Origin of the sequence: Phaeocystidibacter luteus (assembly GCF_008933115.1) — a bacterium.
Taxonomy (GTDB): Bacteria; Bacteroidota; Bacteroidia; order Flavobacteriales; family Schleiferiaceae; genus Phaeocystidibacter; species Phaeocystidibacter luteus.
Genome location: NZ_WBVO01000001.1, coordinates 819,323 through 842,670 on the forward strand (window position 1 = coordinate 819,323; position 23,348 = coordinate 842,670).

20 protein-coding genes are annotated in these 23,348 nt (G+C 48.4%); 14 read left to right on the forward strand and 6 right to left on the reverse strand.

Annotated features, from left to right (window positions below; translation table 11 throughout):
- Positions 1 to 544: 544 nt before the first annotated feature.
- Genes F8C67_RS03750 through F8C67_RS03760 form a run of 3 tightly spaced genes read left to right on the forward strand, consistent with a single transcriptional unit; the run spans position 545 to position 5,491 of the window.
- Positions 545 to 1,804 carry an ABC transporter permease gene (locus F8C67_RS03750; RefSeq protein WP_151666451.1) on the forward strand — a complete coding sequence of 420 codons (1,260 nt, stop codon included), beginning with the start codon at positions 545 to 547 and terminating at the stop codon, positions 1,802 to 1,804.
- A 47-nt stretch (positions 1,805 to 1,851) separates the two neighbouring features.
- A complete protein-coding gene (locus tag F8C67_RS03755; RefSeq protein WP_151666452.1) occupies positions 1,852 to 4,143 on the forward strand; it encodes a transglycosylase domain-containing protein in 2,292 nt (763 codons plus the stop codon).
- A gap of 55 nt (positions 4,144 to 4,198) precedes the next feature.
- Entirely contained in the window at positions 4,199 to 5,491 is a 1,293-nt protein-coding gene (locus F8C67_RS03760) for a T9SS type A sorting domain-containing protein (protein WP_151666453.1), read from the forward strand.
- 42 nt (positions 5,492 to 5,533) lie between these two features.
- Here F8C67_RS03760 and mazG read toward each other — a convergent pair whose 3' ends face one another.
- The 4 genes from mazG to def are packed head-to-tail and all read right to left on the reverse strand — an operon-like array spanning position 5,534 to position 7,886.
- Positions 5,534 to 6,319, reverse strand: coding sequence for a nucleoside triphosphate pyrophosphohydrolase (gene mazG, locus F8C67_RS03765; RefSeq protein WP_151666454.1), 786 nt, complete (start codon positions 6,317 to 6,319; stop codon positions 5,534 to 5,536).
- Positions 6,320 to 6,355: 36 nt separating this feature from the next.
- A complete protein-coding gene (locus F8C67_RS03770; RefSeq protein WP_151666455.1) occupies positions 6,356 to 6,778 on the reverse strand; it encodes a DUF5606 family protein in 423 nt (140 codons plus the stop codon).
- Positions 6,779 to 6,789: 11 nt separating this feature from the next.
- Entirely contained in the window at positions 6,790 to 7,320 is a 531-nt protein-coding gene (locus tag F8C67_RS03775; protein ID WP_151666456.1) for a tetratricopeptide repeat protein, read from the reverse strand.
- Entirely contained in the window at positions 7,317 to 7,886 is a 570-nt protein-coding gene (gene def / locus F8C67_RS03780; protein ID WP_151666457.1) for a peptide deformylase, read from the reverse strand. Before def ends, F8C67_RS03775 begins: the two co-directional genes overlap by 4 nt.
- Before the next feature lie 579 nt (positions 7,887 to 8,465).
- On the opposite strand from def, the gene ruvX reads away from it, so the two are divergent.
- The 6 genes from ruvX (at position 8,466) to F8C67_RS03810 (ending at position 13,299) form a co-directional block, all read left to right on the forward strand.
- Complete coding sequence (gene ruvX / locus F8C67_RS03785; protein WP_151666458.1) at positions 8,466 to 8,894, forward strand: Holliday junction resolvase RuvX; 429 nt, start codon at positions 8,466 to 8,468, stop codon at positions 8,892 to 8,894.
- A 37-nt stretch (positions 8,895 to 8,931) separates the two neighbouring features.
- A complete protein-coding gene (locus tag F8C67_RS03790) occupies positions 8,932 to 9,750 on the forward strand; it encodes a 2,3,4,5-tetrahydropyridine-2,6-dicarboxylate N-succinyltransferase (RefSeq protein ID WP_151666459.1) in 819 nt (272 codons plus the stop codon).
- Positions 9,751 to 9,768: 18 nt separating this feature from the next.
- A complete protein-coding gene (locus F8C67_RS03795) occupies positions 9,769 to 10,563 on the forward strand; it encodes a glycosyltransferase family 2 protein (protein WP_151666460.1) in 795 nt (264 codons plus the stop codon).
- Positions 10,564 to 10,970: 407 nt separating this feature from the next.
- Entirely contained in the window at positions 10,971 to 11,336 is a 366-nt protein-coding gene (locus F8C67_RS03800; RefSeq protein ID WP_151666461.1) for a hypothetical protein, read from the forward strand.
- On the forward strand, positions 11,333 to 12,763 hold the full coding sequence (locus F8C67_RS03805) for a CCA tRNA nucleotidyltransferase (protein ID WP_151666462.1): 1,431 nt from the start codon (positions 11,333 to 11,335) through the stop codon (positions 12,761 to 12,763). The genes F8C67_RS03800 and F8C67_RS03805 overlap by 4 nt, the downstream gene beginning before the upstream one ends.
- A gap of 2 nt (positions 12,764 to 12,765) precedes the next feature.
- On the forward strand, positions 12,766 to 13,299 hold the full coding sequence (locus F8C67_RS03810) for an IS1096 element passenger TnpR family protein (RefSeq protein ID WP_151666463.1): 534 nt from the start codon (positions 12,766 to 12,768) through the stop codon (positions 13,297 to 13,299).
- On the opposite strand, the gene F8C67_RS03815 is transcribed toward F8C67_RS03810, so the two are convergent.
- Positions 13,296 to 13,628 carry a hypothetical protein gene (locus F8C67_RS03815; protein WP_151666464.1) on the reverse strand — a complete coding sequence of 111 codons (333 nt, stop codon included), beginning with the start codon at positions 13,626 to 13,628 and terminating at the stop codon, positions 13,296 to 13,298. The two genes, F8C67_RS03810 and F8C67_RS03815, sit on opposite strands and share 4 nt — an antisense overlap.
- A 1,164-nt stretch (positions 13,629 to 14,792) precedes the next feature.
- Here F8C67_RS03815 and F8C67_RS03820 point away from each other — a divergent pair.
- From F8C67_RS03820 to F8C67_RS03840, 5 genes are all read left to right on the forward strand, one after another.
- Positions 14,793 to 16,964, forward strand: a complete 2,172-nt coding sequence (locus F8C67_RS03820) for a YfbK domain-containing protein (protein WP_151666465.1) — start codon at positions 14,793 to 14,795, stop codon at positions 16,962 to 16,964.
- An 85-nt stretch (positions 16,965 to 17,049) separates the two neighbouring features.
- On the forward strand, positions 17,050 to 17,955 hold the full coding sequence (gene miaA, locus F8C67_RS03825) for a tRNA (adenosine(37)-N6)-dimethylallyltransferase MiaA (protein WP_151666466.1): 906 nt from the start codon (positions 17,050 to 17,052) through the stop codon (positions 17,953 to 17,955).
- Positions 17,956 to 17,964: 9 nt separating this feature from the next.
- The gene (lpxK, locus tag F8C67_RS03830; protein WP_151666467.1) at positions 17,965 to 18,999 is read left to right on the forward strand and encodes a tetraacyldisaccharide 4'-kinase; all 1,035 of its coding nucleotides are present in this window, start codon (positions 17,965 to 17,967) and stop codon (positions 18,997 to 18,999) included.
- A gap of 56 nt (positions 19,000 to 19,055) precedes the next feature.
- Complete coding sequence (gatB, locus tag F8C67_RS03835; RefSeq protein WP_151666468.1) at positions 19,056 to 20,510, forward strand: Asp-tRNA(Asn)/Glu-tRNA(Gln) amidotransferase subunit GatB; 1,455 nt, start codon at positions 19,056 to 19,058, stop codon at positions 20,508 to 20,510.
- Complete coding sequence (locus tag F8C67_RS03840) at positions 20,510 to 21,721, forward strand: peroxiredoxin family protein (RefSeq protein WP_151666469.1); 1,212 nt, start codon at positions 20,510 to 20,512, stop codon at positions 21,719 to 21,721. The genes gatB and F8C67_RS03840 overlap by 1 nt, the downstream gene beginning before the upstream one ends.
- A 5-nt stretch (positions 21,722 to 21,726) precedes the next feature.
- Here the strand turns inward: F8C67_RS03840 and gap are convergent, their stop codons facing one another.
- Positions 21,727 to 22,710 (reverse strand): type I glyceraldehyde-3-phosphate dehydrogenase, encoded by a 984-nt coding sequence (gene gap, locus F8C67_RS03845; RefSeq protein WP_151666470.1) that lies wholly within the window; start codon positions 22,708 to 22,710, stop codon positions 21,727 to 21,729.
- Between the last annotated feature and the right edge of the window lie 638 nt (positions 22,711 to 23,348).

The window sequence follows — 23,348 nt, forward strand, 5'->3', positions numbered from 1 at the left end:
TGGAGGGTTAGAGGGTTAGACCGTTAGAGCGTTAGACAGCTAGAGGTTCCGACTGAAAGGAGGAATCCCGAGAGGCGAAGCCGATTCGGGAGTTGGAGGGCTGGACAGTATAGCTAAGGCTAAAGAGCCATGGGCTGAAGCCCAGTGGCATTCGAAGGAAGCTTATTTGATACCACAGGCTAAAGCTGTGCGGTAATTGAAGAGCTGACCTTGCCGAGGAACGAGGCCTTATTGATCGCCATAGGCGACAATCCTTGCGGCCGAAGGACGCCTTGCGCATGCCGAAGGCAGGTGCCTTATCCTCCGCCGAAGGGCGGAGCGATCCTTGCCGACCGCAGGGAGGCACCTTTCCGCCGGTAGGCGGATCCTTATCCGCCGCCAGGCGGATTCCTTTCGACCGCCGCAGGCGTCGACCCTTTCGCCTCCGCGACAAGCGGAGCGCGACCCTTATCCGCCGCCAGGCGGATTCCTTTCCGCCGCAAGGCGGATCCCCCCCTTTCACCTTTCCCCCCAGAATCGTAGCTTTGATATAACAAACCTTCAAATGGCCAACCTCCCCATCATCGACAATTTTCGCATCGCCATTGATGCAATGAAAACCCAACGCTCAAGAGCTGCCCTAACGGCACTCATCATCGGGATTGGTATCATGGCCATGGTAACATTGCTTACCGTGACCAGCTCATTTGAAAGTCTGCTTGCCGGAAACTTCACCCAGCTCGGTGCAAATACCTTCACGATTCAAAGTCGAGGTATGCGTATTCAAATCGGTCGGTCCGGCAACCGCCCCAAGCAACACCCTGCAATTACTTGGGATCAAGCCAACGACTTCGTGGAGCGATTCGGATACAAAGACGCCATTTCTTCACTCTCTTACATCGCAAGTGGAACCGCCGAAATTAAATTCGGAAACAAAAAAACAGATCCAAACGTCCAAGTTTGGGCAGGTGACGAGTACTATTTAGAAACAGGTGGGTATGCCATCGCGGCGGGACGAGGTTTCAACAAACAAGACGTTATCAATAGCCGCCCTGTAGCGATAATAGGACAAGACGTTTACAAGAAACTCTTCGATACAGACGAGGAAGGATTTGATGATGCGGTAGATACTCTTATCACCATCAGTGGTGAGCGCTATCGTGTGATTGGTGTCCTGGACGAAAAGGGCTCTAGTTCCATCTTTTCAGGCGACAGAACAGTTTTTGTCCCCATCACCAAAGCCAGAGCGAGCATTGGCTCACCTTCGAGAGGGTACAGCATCAATGTAATGGCACCCACTTCAGAGCTACTCGATGCTACAATTGGAGAGGCCACATCCACCATGAGAGCCATCCGTAAACTTCAGCCAGTTGAAGAGAGTAACTTCGCCATAACTAGAAGCGATGCCCTGTCTACCATTCTTCTCGAAAACAAAGAAGTAGTCTACATTGCCGCGGTAGTTCTCAGCCTTATCACGCTACTCGTTGCCGCTATCAATCTGATGAACATCATGCTTGTTTCAGTAACTCAACGCAAACGAGAAATTGGAACACGCATGGCATTTGGCGCCAAACGATTCAACATCGTAGTACAGTTTCTCACCGAGGCCCTGATTGTTAGTCAGCTTGGTGGCCTACTTGGCGTAATCCTCGGCATTAGCGCTGGCAACTTAGCCGCTTTTGCGCTCAGTACCCCATTCTCCATTCCCTGGGGCTGGATTATCTTTGCCTTGTTCTTAACATTCCTAACGGGCATAGCTTCAGGTCTATACCCTGCGGTTAAAGCGTCGCGTCTCGATCCAATCGAAGCATTGCGCTACGAATAAGCGGAATTTTCTGACATCTATCGCGTTCAAAGGCACAACCCTCATTCATGGCGAAACAGAAAAAGCAGCGAAGCAGAAAAATGCGAATATTCATCTGGCTACTCAAGGCCGGAGGTATCGGGTTTTCAGCATTAATCATCCTATTTCTCCTCGTTTGGGCAGGTGCATTCGGACACCTCGCCAACAAGGAAGAAATTGCTTCAATCAGAAATTATTTGGCATCCGAAGTATACAGTTCCGACAATCAACTTGTGGGAAAATACTTCGTGCAAAACCGCACAGGAGCAGATTACGAGGAGATTCCTGAATACCTCATCAACGCACTCATTGCAACGGAAGACGCGCGTTTCTATGAGCATGACGGAGTTGATGGAAGGTCTTTAGCCCGAGTGGTTTTCAAGACGATTTTGATGGGAGACGCTTCTTCCGGAGGCGGTTCTACCATTACGCAGCAATTGGTGAAGAACACCTATGGCAGAGAGAATTTCAGTTTCCTTTCCATGCCAGTTGCCAAAATGAAAGAGTGGATTCTCGCCCAAAGATTCGAAGAGGTTTTCTCCAAAGAGCAGATTCTAGAGCTCTATCTCAACACCGTGAGTTTTGGTGAAGGGGTATATGGAATCGAAACGGCTTGTCAACGCTACTTCAATGAAAAGCCACAAAACCTCAACGTTGAGGAATGCGCAGTGTTAGTCGGCCTACTCAAGGGGAATACATTGTACAACCCTAGAAGAAATCCAGAGCTTGCTGAGGAGCGCAGAAATACTGTCCTCGCTCAGATGGCCAAGTATGAATACATCACAGAAAGGCAGAAGGATTCACTCATCCAGATTCCACTGGAGATAAACTATTACAACCTCGAGAACGATAACCCTGCGCCTTATTTCATCGATCACATTGAAGATGAAATCACATCGATTCTGGAAGGTATCGAGAAGCCAGACGGTTCGAAATACGATTTGCGAACGGATGGTCTGGTGATTGAAACTACCCTAGATAGCCGCCTACAACGCTATGCGGTTGATGCTGTGGAAACACACATGAAACGCCTTCAATCTGAATTCAATTCGCATTGGAGTAACTCAGCACCTTGGGGAAACAACAACAGCATCATCAAAAATGAGATTCTGAAGACGGGCACCTACCGCAGACTCAATGGTCTAGGTATCTCAAACGATTCCATCCTGAAGGTACTGGCCGTGCCGCACACCATGTCGGTTGTAGACCTAAATGCTGAGGGTGGAAAGAAAACGGTTGAAATGAGCGCAATCGACAGCATTGCCTACTATCAAGCCATGCTGCATTGTGGTTTTGTGGCCATAGAGCCCTCAACCGGAAATGTAAAAGCCTGGGTGGGAGGAATCGATTTCCAGATACTCCCATACGATCACGTCACCACGCGCAGACAAGTTGCTTCTACCTTCAAGCCATTTGTGTATGGCGCTGCATTGGAGCAGGGAATTGACGATTGTGACTATTTCCGAAACGTGGCGAAAACATACACCAATTACGATAACTACACGCCTACGAATGCAGGTGGAGACGACTCCCTCTACTACAACCTGAGCGGCGCTTTAAAGCGATCATTAAACGTAGTTTCCGTACAAGTTTTGCTCGAGGCAGGCATGGACAATGTTCAAGATTATGCGCGACGAGCCGGAGTTCAAAGCCCAATCAGAAAAGTGCCAAGCATGGCCCTGGGAACGAATGAAGCGACCTTACTAGAGATGGTAACCGCTTACTCCACATTTGCAAATCGCGGTAAGGCCATTCGCCCACATTACATTACTCGCATCAAAAATGCTTTTGGTGAAGTAATCTACACGGCTCCTACCCCGACTTCTAAAGAAGTCATGAAGCGTACTGATGTAGAAACGCTCATAGCCATGATGCAAGGGGTTGTAGATGCGGGAACGGCAGCTTCGGCACGGTCTGCATACGGACTACAGTCGCAGTACGCAGGCAAGACCGGAACAGCACAGAACTACTCTGATGGATGGTTCATTGGATTTTCGCCAAAACTTGTAGCGGGAGCATGGGTTGGAGCAAGCAATCCTAGCGTGCATTTTAGGAGTGGCGCTTACGGCTCAGGCGCACACATGGCCTTACCTATCTGGGCCAAATTCTTCCGTAGCATAGAGAGAACAAGCCTTAGAAATTCATATACCGGCTCGTTCAACCTGGCATCTGACAGTACCTTGACGATTGATTGTCCCGAGGTGCGTGAACCAGACTTGCTTGAAAGAATTGACAACTGGTTTGACAATGGTGAAGAGGAGGTAGACACCACGGGAACAGAAGAACGCTCTTTTTGGGATAAAGTCTTCGGAAGAAGGTAACCCAACTTACATGTTCTTTATAACGTGTATATTACAACCTTAACACTGCTAACTCATGTTCACCTCTCTCGTTCAAAGACTGGGCACGGTTTTACTCATTGTGTTTAGCTCGACACTTGCTCTATCGCAGACGCGCGAGCTAACCCCTGTTGCACCGAAGCTTATTGGAAGCTTCTTGCACTACCCTTCTATCAATACCGACTTCCCTGCTTATGGATTTGTTCCGAGCTTTTTCAGTTGGGATGTTCGATTTACCACTAGCGCGCGCAATGATGGCAGCGTGAATGAAACCAACGTAAATGGTGTGGTAAAGAAGTATAGCGTAAATGGCAATTTGCTCAATCAGCTACCCACCAGCAGTATACAGGGTAACCTACCTCCCGGACCTGGATTGGCACATCTCGGTACTACATCTCCCTTCTTCCTCGGCCAAAACGGTATCTATGATTTCGAAATCTCGGTTCTTTCAGATTCTGTAGGACTGGGACGATGGGCCGCAAAAAAGGATACCATTCGCATGGTTGTTTCAGACTCCACATACGCAACCGATTTTGGTGGATTCAATAATGAAGTCGGCTCAGGCCTAATTGGGGTGGACGGTTTCGGCGTGGCATCCTTCTTCCATTTAGATCATTCATTAGATGTTGGTAGTGTCGAAGTTGGGCTTGGTCCTAACACCGCCTCCGGTGGTGTGCTAGCGGTGAGCATCTACGATACGGTTGGCGGGTTTAGCTTTATTAACGGGTTTAGTAATCCTCCTGTAACAACCGTTCAACATGTTATCTCGCCAACAGACGTCCAGCGTGGCTTTGCCAAATTTAGCATGCTCTCAAACGGCACGGCTCCTGTGATGGATTCGTCTGTATCTCGTGGCTATTACGTGTATGTAAGGGCCGAAACAAATTCCGGAGCCACTCCGATCCAGTTTATCAATGACACTACAGTCTATCAACCCTCGATGGCCTCACTTTTTTATTCTACAGCCAGTGGCGCAAACAGATGGTATTTTGGATTTGCTGGCACTGCTATGGTAAACGCCTTTCAAATCAGAATTAATGTAAGCGCACATATTCCAGATTCGGCAACGTCAATTTCTGAACAGACTTTCGCTGACCTAAAAATTGCGCCCAACCCGGCATCAGATTTCGTCACTGTTCCATTGGACGATGCTTCTCAGAAACACACGATAAGAATCGTGAACAAATTCGGACAGTTGGTCTATCAGCATGAATTTGACACAACTGAACAAGTTCGGATTTCTGTTGAAGACCTGCCATCAGGAGTGTACATCATCAGCACTGAATCTGAAGGCGGGAAATTTACCCGAGCAAAACTTATCATCGAATAGATGTTTCCAAAAAACCCCGGCGATAATCGTCGGGGTTGTGTTTTACTTCGTCTCCTGCTTGGCTTTGTCCCAGTAGACATCCAACTGTTGAAGATCCATGTCGTCCATGGACTTTCCATCTTCCCGGATGGCGGCTTCCATGAATTTAAAACGAGAAATGAACTTCTTATTGGTTCGCTCTAGCGCCATTTCCGGATCTAAATCCAGGAAGCGAGAGTAATTGATCATAGAGAAGAGCACATCACCAAACTCGGCCTCCATTTCTTCCCTGTCATTTGCGTCCACCGCCTCTTTAAATTCGCCGAGTTCTTCGTGAACTTTATCCCAAACTTGGTCTTTATTGTCCCAATCGAAACCAACACCTCTGGCCTTATCTTGAATGCGCGTGGCCTTCACTAAGGCTGGAAGCGAGCGTGGCACTCCTTCTAAAACACTCTTCTTCCCTCCGCCTTCCTTGAGTTTGATCTTTTCCCAATTGGCTTTCACTTCCTCTTCATCTTGAACTTCAACATCCCCATAAATGTGAGGATGGCGATGTACGAGCTTATCACAGATGCCGTGGAGAACATCGGCTACATCAAAGGCGCCTTTCTCCGAGCCAATTTTAGAATAGAATACCATGTGTAGCATGAGGTCGCCAATCTCTTTTTTGACCTCCTCGAGATCATTGTCAAGAATGGCGTCACCGAGCTCATAGGTCTCTTCGATTGTAAGGTGGCGAAGGCTCTCCATGGTCTGCTTGCGATCCCATGGGCACTGTTCGCGCAGCTCATCCATGATGGTGAGCAATCGACCGAAAGCCTCTAATTTTTCTTCTCGTGTATGCATAGTGACAAAAAAGGCGAGGATAACCTCGCCTTCGTTTTATTTAGTCTCTTCTTCCTTGCTCTCCTCTTCAGGAGCCTCCATGGTCAAGTGACCTGTTTCGTGGAGCATATTGTACCAAGAAACCACTTTCTTGATGTCGCTCGGGTATACTCTGTCTGTGTCGTAGTCGGGAAGAATCTCAGCGAAATAATCTTCCAATTCACGACTTGAAGACTTCGGAGAAATTGATTTCTCTTCGCCGTGCTTGTCCATCATCGCTTGAAAAATCTCTGCCAAGGGCTTTTCTTCATCCCAAGTGAAAATGGCGATGTCTTGAAGTGCGCTCACTTGAGCTTGCGCTCCAATGCTCAACCTCTTGTTCGTCGTAAGATGCTCGACGATCACTCCTCCTCTGCTTTGCGCAACCAAGTTGTACAATCCTGGTTTACCTCCAATGGCTAGTATGCCTTCTAAATTCATCTGCTGTTCTGTTATTTTGCTTTATTCAGCCAATCGCTCACTTCAGACTCCAAATCTACCGTATCTGAAGTCAATACAAGCATTTCTTTCGCTTGATCTACCCACGGGTGTTCTGGATAAGTCTCTATGAAATGATTGAAGCTTTTGGCTGCTCTTGTCTTATCTCCCATTTGGTCAAACGACACGCCTGTCATAAATACAGCCATAGGAGCCAATTCATGATCTGGATGCTTCTCATGCACATCGGCGTAATGCGCTACAGCGAACAACTCCTTACCTGGAATATTTCTCGAAATTTCTCCTGCCCTGTAAGCGAAGAACACGTTCATTGAATCTTCTGGAAATGCAGCTTGGAAATCGGTGTAGGCATGAAGCATTTGATCCGCCAATTGCTCATCCAAGTCACCGTCTGCCGCCTTCAATACTGATTCGAGCGAATCAATTCTAGCCGACATTTCAGCGTGGTGGTCAACTCGCTTTGGCTCGGAGTCACACGCGATAAGCGCAAGGGCTCCGATGATTGCTATGAAAGTCATTTTCATTTCTTCGGGAATTTCATTCGGTAATCCACCTTGATTTTACCCTTTGTAATGTTTTGCAACTTCCCTTTCAACATTCTTCTGCGAAGTGGAGATAGATGTTCAACAAAAAGGACACCTTCAATGTGGTCGTACTCATGTTGAACGACGCGCGCCGCCAAACCGTTGAGTTCCTCTTCATGCTCTTCCCAATTTTCATCGTAATACTTGATGCGAAGTGACTCGTGACGATAAACGTCTTCATGAATCTCTGGAATGCTCAAGCAACCTTCAGAAAAGGCCCATTCATCCCCGTCCTCTTCTATAATTTCAGGGTTTACGAATACTTTCTTGAAATCCTTCAATGCTTCGTAATCCTCGTCGCCTTCTTCGGCAAATGGACTAGCATCTACCACAAACATTCGAAGCGATTTACCCACTTGAGGTGCGGCAAGACCTACGCCATGTGCGGCGTACATCGTTTCGAACATGTCCTCAACTAACTTTGGCAAATTCGGGTCGCCTTTCTCAAGGTTTTCCCCGCGCTTCTTCAACACTGGATCACCGTATGCAACGATGGGTAAAATCATAATCTGATGAAATTTGGGCAAAGGTAGGGAATCTGTGTGTTCGAAAAATAGGAACCCCCGCCTACCTTCGAGTGAAGTGATTCCTCTAACGGGTGGTAATGAAAATGGGAGCTAAAAACCACTAGCTAAAACCAGGAAATCGGACGCTTGTTGAGCTCTTCTTTTCGATAAACGAGGCCTTGTACTCCGTCGATGGACGGGGCGCCCCTTTGCCGACCGCAGGGAGGCATCCTTATCCGCCGGTAGGCGGATTCCTTTCGACCGCCGCAGGCGTCGATCCTTGCGGCCAAAGTACGCATTGCGCATGCCGAAGGCAGGTGCCTTATCCTCCGCCGAAGGGCGGAGCGATCCTTTGCCGACCGCAGGGAGGCATCCTTTCCGCCGGTAGGCGGATTCCTTTCGACCGCCGCAGGCGTCGACCCTTTTGCCTCCGCACCAGCGGAGCGCAATCCTTATCCGCCGCCAGGCGGATTCTTTTGCCGACCGCAGGGAGGCATCCTTTCCGCCACCGGCGGATTCCTTTGCCGACCGCAGGGAGGCAACCTTTCCGCCGCCAGGCGGATTCCCTATCTTCGCCCCATGCCCAAATTACTCGCCTTTGACATTGGCACCAAAAGGACCGGAATAGCTGAAACCGACCCCATGCAGATTATTGCGGAGGGTGTGGGATACGTTGAAACGCCAATGCTCCTAAAATGGCTGGATGAATACTTGAATAAGGAGAACATCGAAGCTCTCGTCATTGGTGAACCCAAGCGCATGCATGGCGAGCATTCCCAAGTGGAAGGCTTCATTCAAGAGATGATTCAAAAAATTCTCAAGAGACATCCAAACCTCAAGATTGAGCGTCAGGATGAACGCTTCACAAGCTCTCTAGCTCAAAAAGCCATGATAGATGGCGGGATGAAAAAGATGAAGCGTCGAGAAAAGGGAATGGTCGATCAAATTTCAGCGGTGATAATCCTGCAGGCGTATATGGACAAGCAAACAGGTCCTTCGTTCCTTTGAGGCTGATTATCTTTGCGGCAAAATTGAACTAATAGTTATGAGTAACACACTTCAATCGGTTATCGAAAGTGCGTGGAATGATCGCTCACTTCTTCAGAATACAGACACTCAAAAGGCCATTCGTGAGGTAGTTTCTATGCTCGACAGTGGTGAATTGCGCTGTGCGGAGCCTGGCGAAAATGGCTGGACAGTCAATGAGTGGGTGAAGAAGGCGGTAATCCTCTACTTCCCTATCCAAAAGATGGAAACGATTGAAGTTGGCCCATTTGAATTCCATGACAAAATCGCTTTGAAATCCGATTACGCCGCAAAAGGTGTACGTGTTGTTCCTCATGCGATAGCCCGCTATGGGTCTTACGTTTCTTCAGGTGTGATTATGATGCCTAGTTATGTGAATATCGGCGCTTATGTGGACGCTGGAACAATGGTTGACACTTGGGCGACAGTGGGTTCATGTGCACAGATTGGTAAAAATGTTCACCTCAGCGGAGGAGTTGGAATTGGTGGTGTGTTAGAACCTGTTCAGGCATCACCTGTCATCATAGAAGACGACTGCTTCATCGGGTCGCGATGCATCGTTGTTGAAGGTGTTCATGTAGAGAAAGAAGCTGTACTAGGGGCGAATGTGGTTCTCACGGCCTCCACCCGAATTATCGATGTAACGGGCGATGAACCCGTTGAAATTCGAGGTAGAGTGCCTGCGAGATCAGTCGTGATACCTGGAACAACAACCAAGAAGTTCCCAGCCGGCGAATATCAAGTACCTTGTGCGTTAATTATCGGCAAGAGAAAACCAAGTACAGATCTCAAAACATCGCTAAATGATGCCTTGAGAGAATACAATGTTGCCGTATAAATCGACTAAACTTCGAGTATGTTGAAGCTTACAGCCATCATTCCTACAGGAAACGAAGAGCAGAACATTGATGCAGCAATTGAATCCGTGAAATTTGCGGATGAAATTCTCATCGTAGATAGCTTCTCAACCGACCGCACGCTCGAAAGAGCGAAGCAACACGATGTGCGCGTCATTCAACGCGAGTATGGCAACTCGGCTAGTCAAAAAAACTGGGCGATACCACAGGCGACGCACGAATGGATTCTCCTTCTCGATGCCGATGAACGAATCACACCAGAGCTCGCGGAAGAAGTTCAGCAAATCCTCAAGGAAGGTCCAAAACACGACGGATACTGGATGTACCGTGAGAACTACTTCCTTGGGCACCTCATAAAGCACAGTTGGAAAGGCGACAAAGTGATTCGTCTCTTTCATCGCGACCGCAGCAAGTACCAAGAAAAGCACGTTCATGCCGAGGTGATTACCGAAGGTAGTGTTGGTTGGTGCGAGCATAAAATCATTCACAACACCTACGTTTCCTACGACGCATTTGTCCGTAAGCTGAACCGCTACGCCGATTGGCAGGCGAGAGATTACATCAACCGCACTGGAAAGATCACCGCTTGGCATTTATGGGTAAAACCGGCGTTCCGGTTCTGGAAACATTACATCGCCAAGGGTGGCTTCCTCGATGGCGTCCCTGGATTCATCATTGCCAGTCTTCAAGCCTACGGGGTAAAAGCACGCTACTACAAAATTTGGCTCATGCGCCAGGAAGAGAAAAACGTGCACGAGAAGGTGGATGAGAAGTTTGGCATTCGGAGGGAGTGATAGGTCGATAATAGGAGGCGACAGGCTTCGGGCAATAGGCATGAGGCTAGGCATCGATCCTTGCGGCCGAAGGACGCCATACGCATGCCGAAGGGCGGAGCGATCCCTTTGCCGACCGCAGGGAGGCACCTTTCCGCCGCCAGGCGGATTCCTTTCGACCGCCGCAGGCGTCGACCCTTTTGCCTCCGCACCAGCGGAGCGCAATCCTTATCCGCCGCCAGGCGGATTCTTTTGCCGACCGCAGGGAGGCATCCTTATCCGCCAGTAGGCGGATTCCTTTCGACCGCCGAAGGCGTCGACCCTTTTGCCTCCGCGCCAGCGGAGCGCAATCCTTTCCGCCGATAGGCGGATCCCATTCCTTTCACTACCTTTGCACTTTCTCAAGAGATCCAAAATTTTTCGCCATTATGCTCACGAAATTCGTGGTGCTTTTTCTGTTCATCTTAGGCATCATCGGTTTGCTTGCGATTTACGTTGTGAAGGTGGGTATTCAACTACAACTCATACGTAGGGAGAACAAGAAGCCAGAAGGTCGAATTATTGACCTTTTCCTTTTCGACACCTCGAACCAAGCCGAAAGAAAAATGAGATGGGAAGCATTATTGCGCTATCCTCTACTCTTTCCAATCGTAATTGAAGAGGATGAAAAACCCGAAATTCTAGCGCTCAAGCGAAAGATTAAACGCGCCAACATCGGCCTATACCTGCTCTTAATCGGGATGCTCTTATTGGTAACCTACACGGCTAAAGCCTTTCCAGAGGGATTGTTTTGAACACGGAGAAAATTCAGACATACGTAAGCTCACCCATCTTTAAAACGATAGGTGAATGTGCCGACGAACTCGGTGTGTCGTGCTATGTAATCGGTGGATATGTGCGCGATAGACTCCTCAACCGAGGAAAAGGTAAGGATCTCGACATTGTAGTTGTAGGTTCCGGCATCGAAGTAGCTAAGAAAGTAGCAAAAGCGCTTCCTGGGAAGAATCCACTAAGCGTCTTTAAAAATTTCGGAACGGCACAAGTCAAGCACGGCGACCTGGAAATCGAATTTGTAGGTGCACGTAAGGAGAGTTATCGTTCAGATTCCAGAAAGCCGCTTGTAGAAGACGGCACACTGGAGGATGATCAGAACCGAAGAGATTTCACCATTAATGCGCTGGCCATAGGTCTATCCAAAGGTGAATTCGGTGAACTACTCGATCCGTTCAACGGAATTGAAGATCTAAAGAACGGTATCATTCGCACGCCTCTTGAACCGGAAATCACCTATTCGGATGATCCGCTCCGCATGATGCGTGCCGTTCGTTTCGCCACTCAACTCAATTTTGAAATTGAAGCTGAAAGCCTTGCAGCCATTGAGAAGAGCGCCAAAAGACTCAAGATAATTAGTCAAGAGCGCATAATGGATGAGTTCAATAAGATTATGCTTGCGCCAAAGCCTAGCATTGGCCTCGCTCTTTTGCATAACACAAAGCTCCTCCATCAATTCTTGCCAGAACTCATTTCGCTCAAAGGTGTTGAGGAGGTTGAAGGTCAGACCCACAAAGACAACTTTTGGCATACACTGGAAGTTGTAGATAATATCTCAAAGAATACGGAAAACCTGTGGGCGAGGTGGGCAGCACTGTTGCACGACATCGGTAAACCGAACACTAAGAAATTCATCAAAGGGACGGGTTGGACCTTCCACGGACATGAATTCTTGGGAAGCAAGATGGTTCCAAAACTCTTCAAGCGATTGAAGCTGCCGATGAACGACAAAATGAAGCTCGTTCAAAAATTGGTACGCATGAGCTCACGTCCGACCGCTGTAGTCTCTGACGATGCGACGGATTCAGCCATTCGAAGACTGTTATTTGATGCAGGGGATGACATCGAGCTTCTGATGATCTTGTGCGAAGCAGATATTACGACCAAGAACAATCGCAAAAAGAACCGATACCTCAAGAATTATCAGCTTGTACGCTCCAAATTGGTGGAGGTAGAAGAGAAAGATAGGATCCGAAACTGGCAACCACCGATTGATGGAGCAGAGATTATGTCGACGTTCGATCTGCCGCCAGGAAAAGAAATTGGAATGATCAAAAAAGCCATTCGCGAAGCGATTCTCGATGGAATCATTCCAAATGAATACGAAGCCGCTAAAGGCTACATGATAGAAAAGGGAACAGAACTTGGCTTGACGCCAAAAGCAGTATAAGTATGACCGCAATCCACAAACTCAGAGTAATTCTCGATACTGAGGAGGACATTTTCAGAGATATCGACATCCTAGCAGACCAAACCCTCTTGCAGCTCCACGAGGCTATTTTGGGTGCTTTTGGAATTGCAGATGGAGAAATGGCGAGTTACTATCATACCGATGAGGAATGGGCTCAAGGTGAGGAGATTCCAATGGTTGACATGGGCAATAATCCGGATGCTGCGGCCATGCATCAAATCCACGTAGAAGACCTTCTCGTTCGTTCTGGCGACCGTCTACTTTATGTATACGATTACCTGAACATGTGGACGTTCTTCATCGAGTTCGTTCAAACGCTCGATCCAACAGAAGGCACTACGTATCCAACCGTATCTCTCTCGTATGGCGATGCTCCCAAAGAGGCACCGTCTAAAGACTTTGGCGAGACTACCGGGTCAAAAAATAGCGGTCTCTTCGGCGGAGCCTTTGACGAAGAGGAAGGGGAAGATGAGTACGATGGCGACCTTCACGAAGGTGAGGGAATGTGGGATTAAATCACCACTTCCCAAATTCGGTGAACCGGAATAGAGTTCCCTCCTTTTAACACAATCTTCTTCTCGGTCTGTGCCCAGATTGTTGTGCTCGTTTTCTTAAGACCATTGTTGTCTTCAAAAACGATGTGCACCTTGTGCTTTTCCAAGTTACCAAGACTCGTCGCACGATGGATTTTGCGGGCTCTTTGCTTGCGCTCCTCCTCGGTCAGCAGAACTTCTTCTACTGGGAATTTCATTGCTGGAATTAGCTCTTTTTCCACCAACTCTGCACGATCGTACACGCTGTCGTGCACACTCTGGGTCTTAACAACTTTGGAAATCTCACTCATGATGCTCAGGAATTAGGGGTGATTTGAAAAGATAAGAATTTCCAGGGTCAATTACAATACAAGTGGGAGGGGGAATTGTTTAGGGAGCTTGGAGGGTTAGAGGTTCCGACTGCAAGGAGGAATCCCGAGAGGCGAAGCCGATTCGGGAGTTGGAGATTTAGAGGGCTGGAGGGTTAGAGGGTTAGAGGGTTAGACAGCAGGAGGTTCCGACGGCAAGGAGAAATCCCGAGAGGCGAAGCCGATGCAGGAGTTGGAGGTTCCGACGGCAAGGAGAAATCCCAGGAGGCGAAGCCAATTCGGGAGTTGGAGGTTCCGACTGCAAGGAGGAATCCCGAGAGGCGAAGCCGATTCGGGAGTTGGAGGTTCCGACTGCAAGGAGGAATCCCGAGAGGCGAAGCCGATTCGGGAGTTGGAGGGTTAGAGGGTTAGAGAGTTAGAGGGTTAGAGGGTTAGACAGCAGGAGGTTCCGACGGCAAGGAGAAATCCCGAGAGGCGAAGCCGATGCGGGAGTTGGACAGCACAGTTAAGACTAATGGGCCACGGGCTGAAGCCACGTGGCATTCGGAGGAAACCTTTTTGGTACCACGGGCTAAAGCCCTGTGGTACTTGGATTCGCGTTGAACCCGAGGCTATATCTTATCTCGAATGGTTACGCCTATCTTGCCGAGGAACGAGGCCTTATTGATCGCCAGAGGCGTCAATCCTTGCGGCCGAAGGACGCATTGCGAATGCCGAAGGCAGGCGCCTTATCCTCCGCCGAAGGCCGGAGCGACCCTTGTCCGCCGCTAAGCGGACCCTTATCCGCCGGTAAGCGGATCCTTTTGCCGACCGAAGGGAGGCTCCTTTCGACCGCCGCAGGCGTCGAACCTTTTGCCTCCGCGCCAGCGGAGCGCAATCCTTGCCGAGGCACGAGGCCTTATCCTCCGCCGAAGGCCGGAGCGATTCCTTTGCCGACCGCAGGGAGGCATCCTTTCGACCGCCACAGGCGTCGAACCTTTACCGAGGCACGAGGTAACCTTTCCGCCGACAGGCGGATCCCCCCCAACCTTTCCCCCCACCCCCACGTCATTATACCAGAAGCACGCTCTTACCCGGGACTTTGAGCAAGGCTGCGATTAACGTCGACTGAACAACGACGATTATCAATTTCAAAAGCCTTGTATTATGAAACTCAAACTAGCAACCGCTACCACCATCTTGGTGCTGCTATTCTATGCCCCTTTTGCTCAGGCACAAACCCAACCAGGGGCACTTAAAGGTGTAATTACAGATAAAGCAACCGGCGAAACGATTCCCCAATCGCTAGTGGAACTTCAATCTATCAATGACTCCAGTGTCTTACAGACTGCACTATCTGATTTCGATGGAAAATACTCTATGGCTCCCATTGTTCCAGGAACGTACAATGTTGTCTTCCGCAGAGATATCATCTATACAGAATTGAGATATGATTCCGTAGTTATTCTAGGAGGCCAGCATACTGTTCTAAATGCTGAAAGAGAAGCGGATAATTCAACTATCGGCGAGGTGGTAATCATGTGGGAAAGACCGCTCGTTGAAGAAGGTCGTACCTCATCTTCACAGGTCATCACAAGTGAAGGTTATGAGTCATTAAGATCTCGCGATTTGGGGGCTGTTCTCACCGTATCTCCCGGTGTAATGCAGTCTGATGAAGACGCCGCCATAATCGCTCGCGGAACACGCAGCGATGCCAATCAAGTGTTTATCGACGGTGTGAAGGTTCGAGGCGGATCAAATGTACCACGTGAAGCTGTAGAATCGGTGGAAGTCATGACTACTGGAACTCCAGCTCAATATGGCGATGACCTCAACGGTATGCAAGAAGTGAATCAATACCTCAACAGATACCGCAGAGTGACTGTCAGGAGGGATAATCCAACTCCACCAACAATCCTCCCAACTTCAAATCCGCACGATGTGCAGGATAGAGAAGAGTACAATTCCATACACATCAGCGAATTCATGTCGCCTCTTCAAGCACCACTTTCTACGTTCGGGATGGACGTTGACAAAGCCTCGTACTTCAACGTACGCCGCATCATTGAACAATCTGGACAAGTGCCTGTAGATGCCGTTCGTCCAGAAGAGTTCATCAACAGTTTTAAATACGCATATCAAGAACCGGAAGAGGGACAGGTCTTCGATGTCACTACTGAGCTTTCAGTTTGCCCGTGGAACGCAGATCGCCGCATTCTGAGAATTACTCTCAATACCGAGAGGGTCGAAAAAGAAGACCTCCCTCCTTCCAACTTAGTTTTTCTCATCGATGTTTCAGGCTCTATGCGAGGTGGTAATCGACTTGGACTAATCCAAGAATCACTTTACATGCTCACAGAGAATCTGCGCGCCGAAGATCGAATCTCGATAGTAACCTATGCATCAGGAGTTAATACTCTTTTGACTTCAACCGCCGGCGATCAAACTGAAACCATAGAAACTGCTATTCGCTCATTGCAAGCTGGCGGCAGCACAAACGGTGCGGGTGGTATTGAACGTGCCTATGCCGAAGCATCGAAAGGATTCATCGAGGAAGGCTCCAACCGCGTGATTTTATGTACAGATGGCGACTTCAACGTGGGAATCTCAAGTCAAGATGAATTGATAGATATGATCTCTGAAAAGCGAGAGTCAAACATTTTCTTGAGTGTAGTTGGAGTTGGACAAGGAAACTACCGGGAAGGAACGATGGAGCAACTCGCCAATAAGGGCAACGGAAACTTCAACTATTTCCACGACCTCTACAGTGCGAAAAAAGTGTTCATCGAAGAATTCTCCTCCACTCTTTTCACCGTTGCCAAGGATGCCAAAGTCCAGGTGGAGTTCAATCCTCTCAATGTAGCAGAATACAGACTCTTGGGTTATCAAAACCGCGTCATGCCAGATGAAGATTTCCACGACGACACTAAGGATGGCGGAGAAGTAGGCATGGGCCACCAAGTTACCATGCTCTATGAAGTGGTACCGGGACAAGCCGAAGAGAGTGAATACAATCTGAAATATCAGGAGCAAATCCCGTTGGAAATTCACGATGAAATCGCAACCATCTCTCTCCGATACAAGGAGCCCGAAGCAGAAACCAGTTCGCTTGCCATCTTCACAGTTTCCAACGCAGAAGTTGAAACCAGCCCCGATCAAAAGTTTGCATCCGCTGTTGCCGCATTCGCGGGGTACCTGCAGGGCGACGACAATATCGAAATGGAGCCAGAAGCCATCGTCCAGCTCGCTCGCGAGGGTCGCGGTGAAGACCTAAATGGCGACCGATCCGATTTCATTCAACTCGTACAACTATACAGAGAACTGCACGCCAATAGATAGTTAAGGGTGAGTCGTGTAGTGTTTTCTCCCCATCCTTCTACTCTCGGGATGGGGAGTTTTTATTTTGATTCCGACCTTTGCACGGATGTCAACACCCACCGTCATAGCCGTTCTCGGTCCAACCGCATCCGGAAAAACCGAATGGTCAATCCGACTAGCCGAACATTTCGGTTGTCATATTTTGAGCTGTGACTCCCGCCAGTTCTACCGTGAGCTGAACATAGGGGTGGCTCGACCAACGCCAAATGAGTTGTCGAGAGCACCGCATCATTTCATAGCCGATCGCTCCATACAAACCCCATTGTCTGCCGGCGAATACGAGCGTGAAGCGCTAGAGTTGCTCGCTTCTCTTCACGCCGATAACCCGGTACAGATTGTCGTAGGAGGTTCTGGTCTGTTTGCCAAAGCGCTCTTCGAAGGATTTGATGACATGCCAGAAGTAGATCCCGCCATTCGAGAAGAACTCAATGCCATCGCAGCAAATGAAGGTGTTGAACCTTTGGCCCAGCGCTTACAGGAACTTGACCCCATTCATGCGGTCAAAGTAGACTTACAAAACCCTCAACGGGTTATTCGAGCACTGGAAATTTGCATTCAAACGGGGAAGCCCTATTCAGAATTCCGCACAGGATTGAAGGCAGAGCGCCCATTCAAAATCATCAAGGTTGCGCCAGACTGGGAGCGAGAATTGCTGTACCAGAGAATTAACTCGCGCGTAGATATCATGGTGGAAGCCGGACTTGAAGCGGAGGCCCAATCTGTTTATGCATACCGAGAAACTACGGCACTTCAAACCGTAGGATATCGAGAGTGGTTTGATCATTTCGATGGAGCCATTTCAAGAGATGAAGCCATTGATAAAATCAAGCAAAACAGCCGAAACTACGCGAAACGTCAGCTTACTTGGAACAGAAAAGAAAGTGGATTGCTGTTGTATAAGCCAGAAGAATATGACGTTATGCTAGATTCAATTCAACAGAAATTGGATTAATTTCACCGCATGCGCAGACCTTGGCTCCTTCCATTTGCACCGCTCTATTGGATTGGCGTTTCGATACGGAACTCACTCTTCGACATTGGCGTACTCAAGCAGCATACTTTCGACGTTCCCATTCTTTGCATCGGGAACTTGAGTGCTGGTGGAACGGGAAAAACGCCACACACAGAATGGGTCTTGAATCAGTTTCAAGATAAATTTAAAATAGTGGTACTCTCGCGTGGCTACGGCAGAAAGACAAAGGGTTTTTTAGAAGTAAAGCCCAATAGCAAGGCTCAAGAAGTGGGCGATGAACCTCTTCAAATCGCACAACGATTCCCAAAAGTAAAGGTGGTGGTTTGTGAGGATAGAGTTTTCGGGATTGAAACCATCTTGAGTTCCGGTAAAAAACCTAGCCTTATCGTCCTTGATGATGCCTATCAACATCGGTATGTTGCCTCAGGCCTTACTTGGCTCCTCACGCCTTACTTTGATCTGTACACAGACGATTTCATACTTCCGCTAGGCAACCTTCGTGAGGATATTCGAGGGGCTGACCGTGCCGATATTATCACCGTGACGAAATGTCCAGGTGAACCGACGCCTGAAGAACGAGAACGTATACGGAACGAACTCAACCCTACAGAGATTCAAACCTTGAGCTTCAGTAGAATGAAATACGAAGAGCTCGTTGATGTCCACAATAAACCTGCAGAACGCCCTGCTCATGCGGTTGTAGTAACAGGTATTGCAGAACCGGCTCCATTACTTCAACACTTAAGAGACCTGGGCACGGAGTGTATACACATTCAGTTCAAAGATCACAGAGAATTCACCTTTGCCGATGTACAAAGGATCACGAGCGCATGCGAAAAGCTCACAGAACCCGTAATCATCACCACACGCAAAGACTTCGTCAGATGGCCTGAGAATGAAGAACTACAAGCTATTCCAACCCTTGTTCAGGATATAGCTATTGCTTTGGATGGAGACGCGGGAATCGTCGCCAGAACCATTGAGCGTTTTGTGACCGACTTCAATTCGGATACTGCTTCGTAAGCGCGCTAAATTGCTGGGGATTTGCTTACTTTGCACTGCCGCAAAACATGCGCTAAATGAGTGATTCAAGATTAAATACTTGGGAGGCCATCATTGGTCTCGAAGTCCATACACAGCTCAGTTCTAAGAGCAAAGCTTATTCATCTGACGCCACCGAATATGGTGCAATGCCAAATACGCAGGTTAGTCCAATTTCACTTGGACATCCCGGCACATTGCCCGTAGCCAATACCGCCGTTATTGAATATGCCGTCCGCCTAGGAATTGCTTGTGGTTGCGATATCCGCGAATGGAATGAATATGCGCGTAAGAACTATTTCTACGCCGACCTTCCAAAGGGATACCAAATCACTCAAGATAAAACTCCTATTTGCACAGGCGGACAAGTACGAATTGAAACCTCTCAAGGGGTTAAGAACATTCGTCTTACGCGTATTCACATGGAGGAAGATTCAGGAAAGAGTATCCACGACTTGGATCCTTTCCACACACTTATCGACCTCAACCGAGCGGGTGTACCGCTTCTAGAAATTGTTTCTGAACCAGATTTTAGAAATGGCGAAGAAGCCTATGCATACCTAAGCGAAGTTCGAAAGCTCGTCCGCTACCTCGATATCAGCGATGGTAACATGGAGGAAGGCTCACTTCGTTGTGACGTGAACGTTTCTGTTCGTAAGCGCGGTGCTGAGAAATTTGGCACTAAGGTGGAAGTGAAAAACCTTAACTCCTTCAGAAACGTACAAAAGGCCATCGACTTCGAAATCACTCGTCAGATTGATGCTATTGAGGCCGGAGAGACCATTTACCAGGAAACTCGAACCTTCGATGCGAGCTCTGGTGCGACGTCTGTGCTCCGTACAAAGGAAGATGCACACGACTATCGCTACTTCACTGAGCCTGACTTACAGCCTGTAGTGGTAACCCAAGAATACGTTTCAAAAGTAAGAGAGACGCTTCCTCCTCTTCCACAAGAGCTGCTTGACAAGTACACAAACGAACTTGGACTTTCAGACTACGACGCGCGTGTCCTCACGGAAGACAAGAGCATCGCCATGTACTTTGAAGAGTGTTTAGCGGCCAACGCAACACCAAAGGCTGCCGCCAACTGGATTCAAGGTCCGATCAAAGCGTGGTTAAACGACCGCGCGGATGTAATCGAGAACTTCCCGATTGGCGCAAAAACCGTTGCCCAACTTATTGAACTTATTGAAGAGGGCAAGGTGAGCAATACCGTAGCAAACCAAAAGATCTTCCCAATCCTTCTTGACAATCCAGAATCGGACCCGGAGGCAATTGCCAAAGAAAACGACTGGATTCAAGAAAGCGACACCAATGCTCTTCAGGAGCACGTGCAGGCAGCTTTGGACATGTATCCCGGTAAAGTCGAGGAATACCGAAACGGCAAAAAAGGCGTTCTGGGATTGTTCATGGGCGAGGTAATGAAGCGCTCACAAGGTAAGGCCGACCCTAAAGTGGCGAGCCAAATGTTAAGAGAGACCTTAGATAAATAATGAGAAATAGTATTCTGATACTCGCTGTGGCTGCACTCGCGGCTTCGTGTGGTAATTCGAACCGTTCAAACGGAACCTTTTACTTGAAGGGAGAGGCTTCTTTCTCTGATATCGCGTTTGTTCAGCACTTTACTGCCGACAGTATCAATGTCATCGATACCCTCAATTTCGAGAATAACGCATTCGGAAAGAGCATCCAAACCAAGGGTGAAGGAGAGTTCTACCAGATCGAGTTTCCCGGTCAAAATGTGCTGCGTTTTCGCGCATTTGCTGGCGATACAATTGACCTAAATATTGATGTGAGCACACGTCCCCTCACCTACTCGGTCGCAGGTAACGAAACATCCGTTAAGATATCCCGCATACACCGCGTAATGACCAGAACACTGCCGAAGGTTGATTCACTAGACAATGTGATGGCGACTTACCGTGACAGTCTCCCTGAGAGTCAGGAAGCCATCCGCAAAGTGGCTGATGCAGCTTTCTACTCAATATTGACGGATCACCACGAAAAGCTCACCGCGATTATTTCTGAAGACTCGACCGACCTTGCAAATATCTTTGCTTTCTATCATGTGGTAGGTCAAGCTCAAATTCTCCAACCACAGTACGACCTGCCGTACTTCTATATGGTAGATAATGGAATTCAAGCCTCTGCAGACTCTGCACACACTTTGGCAAAGACATTCCACGGATATGTGAATGAAATTCGAAGTCAGGTTCGCATGGCTCAGGCACGCCGCGAAGCTAGTATGAATGTGAAGGTTGGTAACTTGGCCCCAAGCATTTCATTACCGAATCCGGATGGTGAAATGATTCACTTGAAGGATTTGAGAGGAAAGGTGGTATTGATTGACTTCTGGGCATCATGGTGCGTTCCTTGTCGACAAAACAATCCCCACCTAGTAAGTTTGTACGAGAAGTACAACAAGAATGGGTTCGAAATCTTCAGTGTAAGTCTGGATGGACTTTCACAGCAGTCAGTACCTCGTCAGGAATGGAGAGCCGCGATTGAGCAAGACGGACTTGTATGGCCGTACCATGTATCCGATTTGAAAGGCTACGAATCTGAAGTCACAGCATTCTACGGCATAGAGCAAATTCCTTTTACGGTACTCATCGACGACCGTGGGATGATTGTCGCTTTAAACCAACGCGGAGTCGCCTTAGAGAGAAAAGTACAAGAGGCTTTGCAGGCATTGGGAAGTTAATTCGGCTAGCTGATTCGCTCTATCAAATCAGCTAATCGGTTACTGTAGCCCACTTCGTTGTCGTACCACCCGACAATCTTAACTTGCTTGCCCAGTACACTTGTCAACTGCTCGTCAAACAAACAGCTTTCTTTTAGTCCAATGATGTCCGCAGACACCAATGGATCTTTAGTGTAGCCCAAGACACCAGCGAGCGCACCATTGGCTTCGCGTTCAAATGCAGCGTTCACCTCTTCGATTGAAGTGTCTTTTTCAACTGTAAGGGTGATATCAGTCAGCGATCCATCTGGAACCGGCACACGAATGCCGCATCCACCCATCTTCCCCTCAAGGTCTGGGAATATCGAGCTGAGTGCTTTTGCAGCTCCAGTAGTTGTAGGCACCATTGAGAGCGTTGCGGCCCTCGCTCTTCTCAAATCTGTATGGGGTGCATCATGCAAACGTTGATCGCTTGTAAAGCTGTGCACGGTGGTGATATAGGCGTGCTTTACACCAAAATACTTGCGCATCACATCCATCATGGGGGCAGCACAGTTTGTGGTGCAAGACGCGTTGCTGATTATGGATGGATTTGAATCGAGTACGCTTTCATTCACTCCAAGCACGACCATAGGAATCTTATCGTCGGGCGAAGGTGCGCTCAGCACGACTCTCTTCACCTCCTGATTGAGATGGTTTTCCAAATCCGAATAAGTCTTGAATTTCCCTGTCGATTCTAGGACGACATCAACCCCGATCCACTCGATTTCAGCGGGAGAAGTGAATTGGGTGAATCTCACAGGATTGCCATTAATGTGGACTATTCCTTCCGCATGCTGGACCTCTGCAGGAAAATGGCCATGTACACTATCGTACTTGAGAAGGTGTGCCAGAACCTCAGGGGAGGCTAGGTCATTGACTTGTACAATTTGAATATCAGGACGATTTAAGGCGACGCGGGTAAACATTCTGCCGATTCGTCCGAAGCCGTTGATTCCTACTCTAATCATAATGTGTGCAATTGCGAAGGATCAAAGGTAGGTAGACGGATTGAAATTGGGACTAGTAGACCTATGGACATATGGACCTATGGACCTATAGATAAATAGACTTATGGACTATTGGATTAATGAACTGACAGGATGGTGCGCCGACTGGCGTGAGGAGACTCGATGAGCGAAGTGAAGACGGGGGACTGATGAGCTGACTGGAAGGATGGCATCACGACGGGCACAATAGAATCCTGGGATTATGGAACAACTGGACTTCTTTATGGATTGTGATAGCCTACTTAGGGACGTTTGAGGGCTCATATGTGAAATGGGAAGGCAAAGATGAGTCGAATGGTTGGGTGCTTTACAAATTGACAAAGGGGCTGGTAGCCCCTCCCCGTTCTCAAGCTACGAAATGAGAATCATTGAGTCGGAGAGCAAACGTTTACAAACGGATTGTTTTTCAAAGGTTGAATCTGTCCACCATTTGTCTCCGAGAAATGATCATTTGTACACCGATTGTCCACCTGAGAATTGGAGTAAACAGCAAAGAAAAATTGAACTTCGCCACGAGGGGTGGGGTTGGGGCCCCTAAACGGACTAATGGACCGATGGACTACTGGACTTTTGGACTGATGAACTGACAGACCGGTGCT

Bases quoted from the DNA above. Each gene is read 5' to 3' on its own strand.
- F8C67_RS03750 (WP_151666451.1), top strand. From the start codon at position 545: ATGGCCAACCTCCCCATCATCGACAATTTTCGCATCGCCATTGATGCA.
- F8C67_RS03755 (WP_151666452.1), top strand. From the start codon at position 1,852: ATGGCGAAACAGAAAAAGCAGCGAAGCAGAAAAATGCGAATATTCATC.
- F8C67_RS03760 (WP_151666453.1), top strand. From the start codon at position 4,199: ATGTTCACCTCTCTCGTTCAAAGACTGGGCACGGTTTTACTCATTGTG.
- mazG (WP_151666454.1), bottom strand. From the start codon at position 6,319: ATGCATACACGAGAAGAAAAATTAGAGGCTTTCGGTCGATTGCTCACC.
- F8C67_RS03770 (WP_151666455.1), bottom strand. From the start codon at position 6,778: ATGAATTTAGAAGGCATACTAGCCATTGGAGGTAAACCAGGATTGTAC.
- F8C67_RS03775 (WP_151666456.1), bottom strand. From the start codon at position 7,320: ATGAAAATGACTTTCATAGCAATCATCGGAGCCCTTGCGCTTATCGCG.
- def (WP_151666457.1), bottom strand. From the start codon at position 7,886: ATGATTTTACCCATCGTTGCATACGGTGATCCAGTGTTGAAGAAGCGC.
- ruvX (WP_151666458.1), top strand. From the start codon at position 8,466: ATGCCCAAATTACTCGCCTTTGACATTGGCACCAAAAGGACCGGAATA.
- F8C67_RS03790 (WP_151666459.1), top strand. From the start codon at position 8,932: ATGAGTAACACACTTCAATCGGTTATCGAAAGTGCGTGGAATGATCGC.
- F8C67_RS03795 (WP_151666460.1), top strand. From the start codon at position 9,769: ATGTTGAAGCTTACAGCCATCATTCCTACAGGAAACGAAGAGCAGAAC.
- F8C67_RS03800 (WP_151666461.1), top strand. From the start codon at position 10,971: ATGCTCACGAAATTCGTGGTGCTTTTTCTGTTCATCTTAGGCATCATC.
- F8C67_RS03810 (WP_151666463.1), top strand. From the start codon at position 12,766: ATGACCGCAATCCACAAACTCAGAGTAATTCTCGATACTGAGGAGGAC.
- F8C67_RS03815 (WP_151666464.1), bottom strand. From the start codon at position 13,628: ATGAGTGAGATTTCCAAAGTTGTTAAGACCCAGAGTGTGCACGACAGC.
- F8C67_RS03820 (WP_151666465.1), top strand. From the start codon at position 14,793: ATGAAACTCAAACTAGCAACCGCTACCACCATCTTGGTGCTGCTATTC.
- miaA (WP_151666466.1), top strand. From the start codon at position 17,050: ATGTCAACACCCACCGTCATAGCCGTTCTCGGTCCAACCGCATCCGGA.
- lpxK (WP_151666467.1), top strand. From the start codon at position 17,965: ATGCGCAGACCTTGGCTCCTTCCATTTGCACCGCTCTATTGGATTGGC.
- gatB (WP_151666468.1), top strand. From the start codon at position 19,056: ATGAGTGATTCAAGATTAAATACTTGGGAGGCCATCATTGGTCTCGAA.
- F8C67_RS03840 (WP_151666469.1), top strand. From the start codon at position 20,510: ATGAGAAATAGTATTCTGATACTCGCTGTGGCTGCACTCGCGGCTTCG.
- gap (WP_151666470.1), bottom strand. From the start codon at position 22,710: ATGATTAGAGTAGGAATCAACGGCTTCGGACGAATCGGCAGAATGTTT.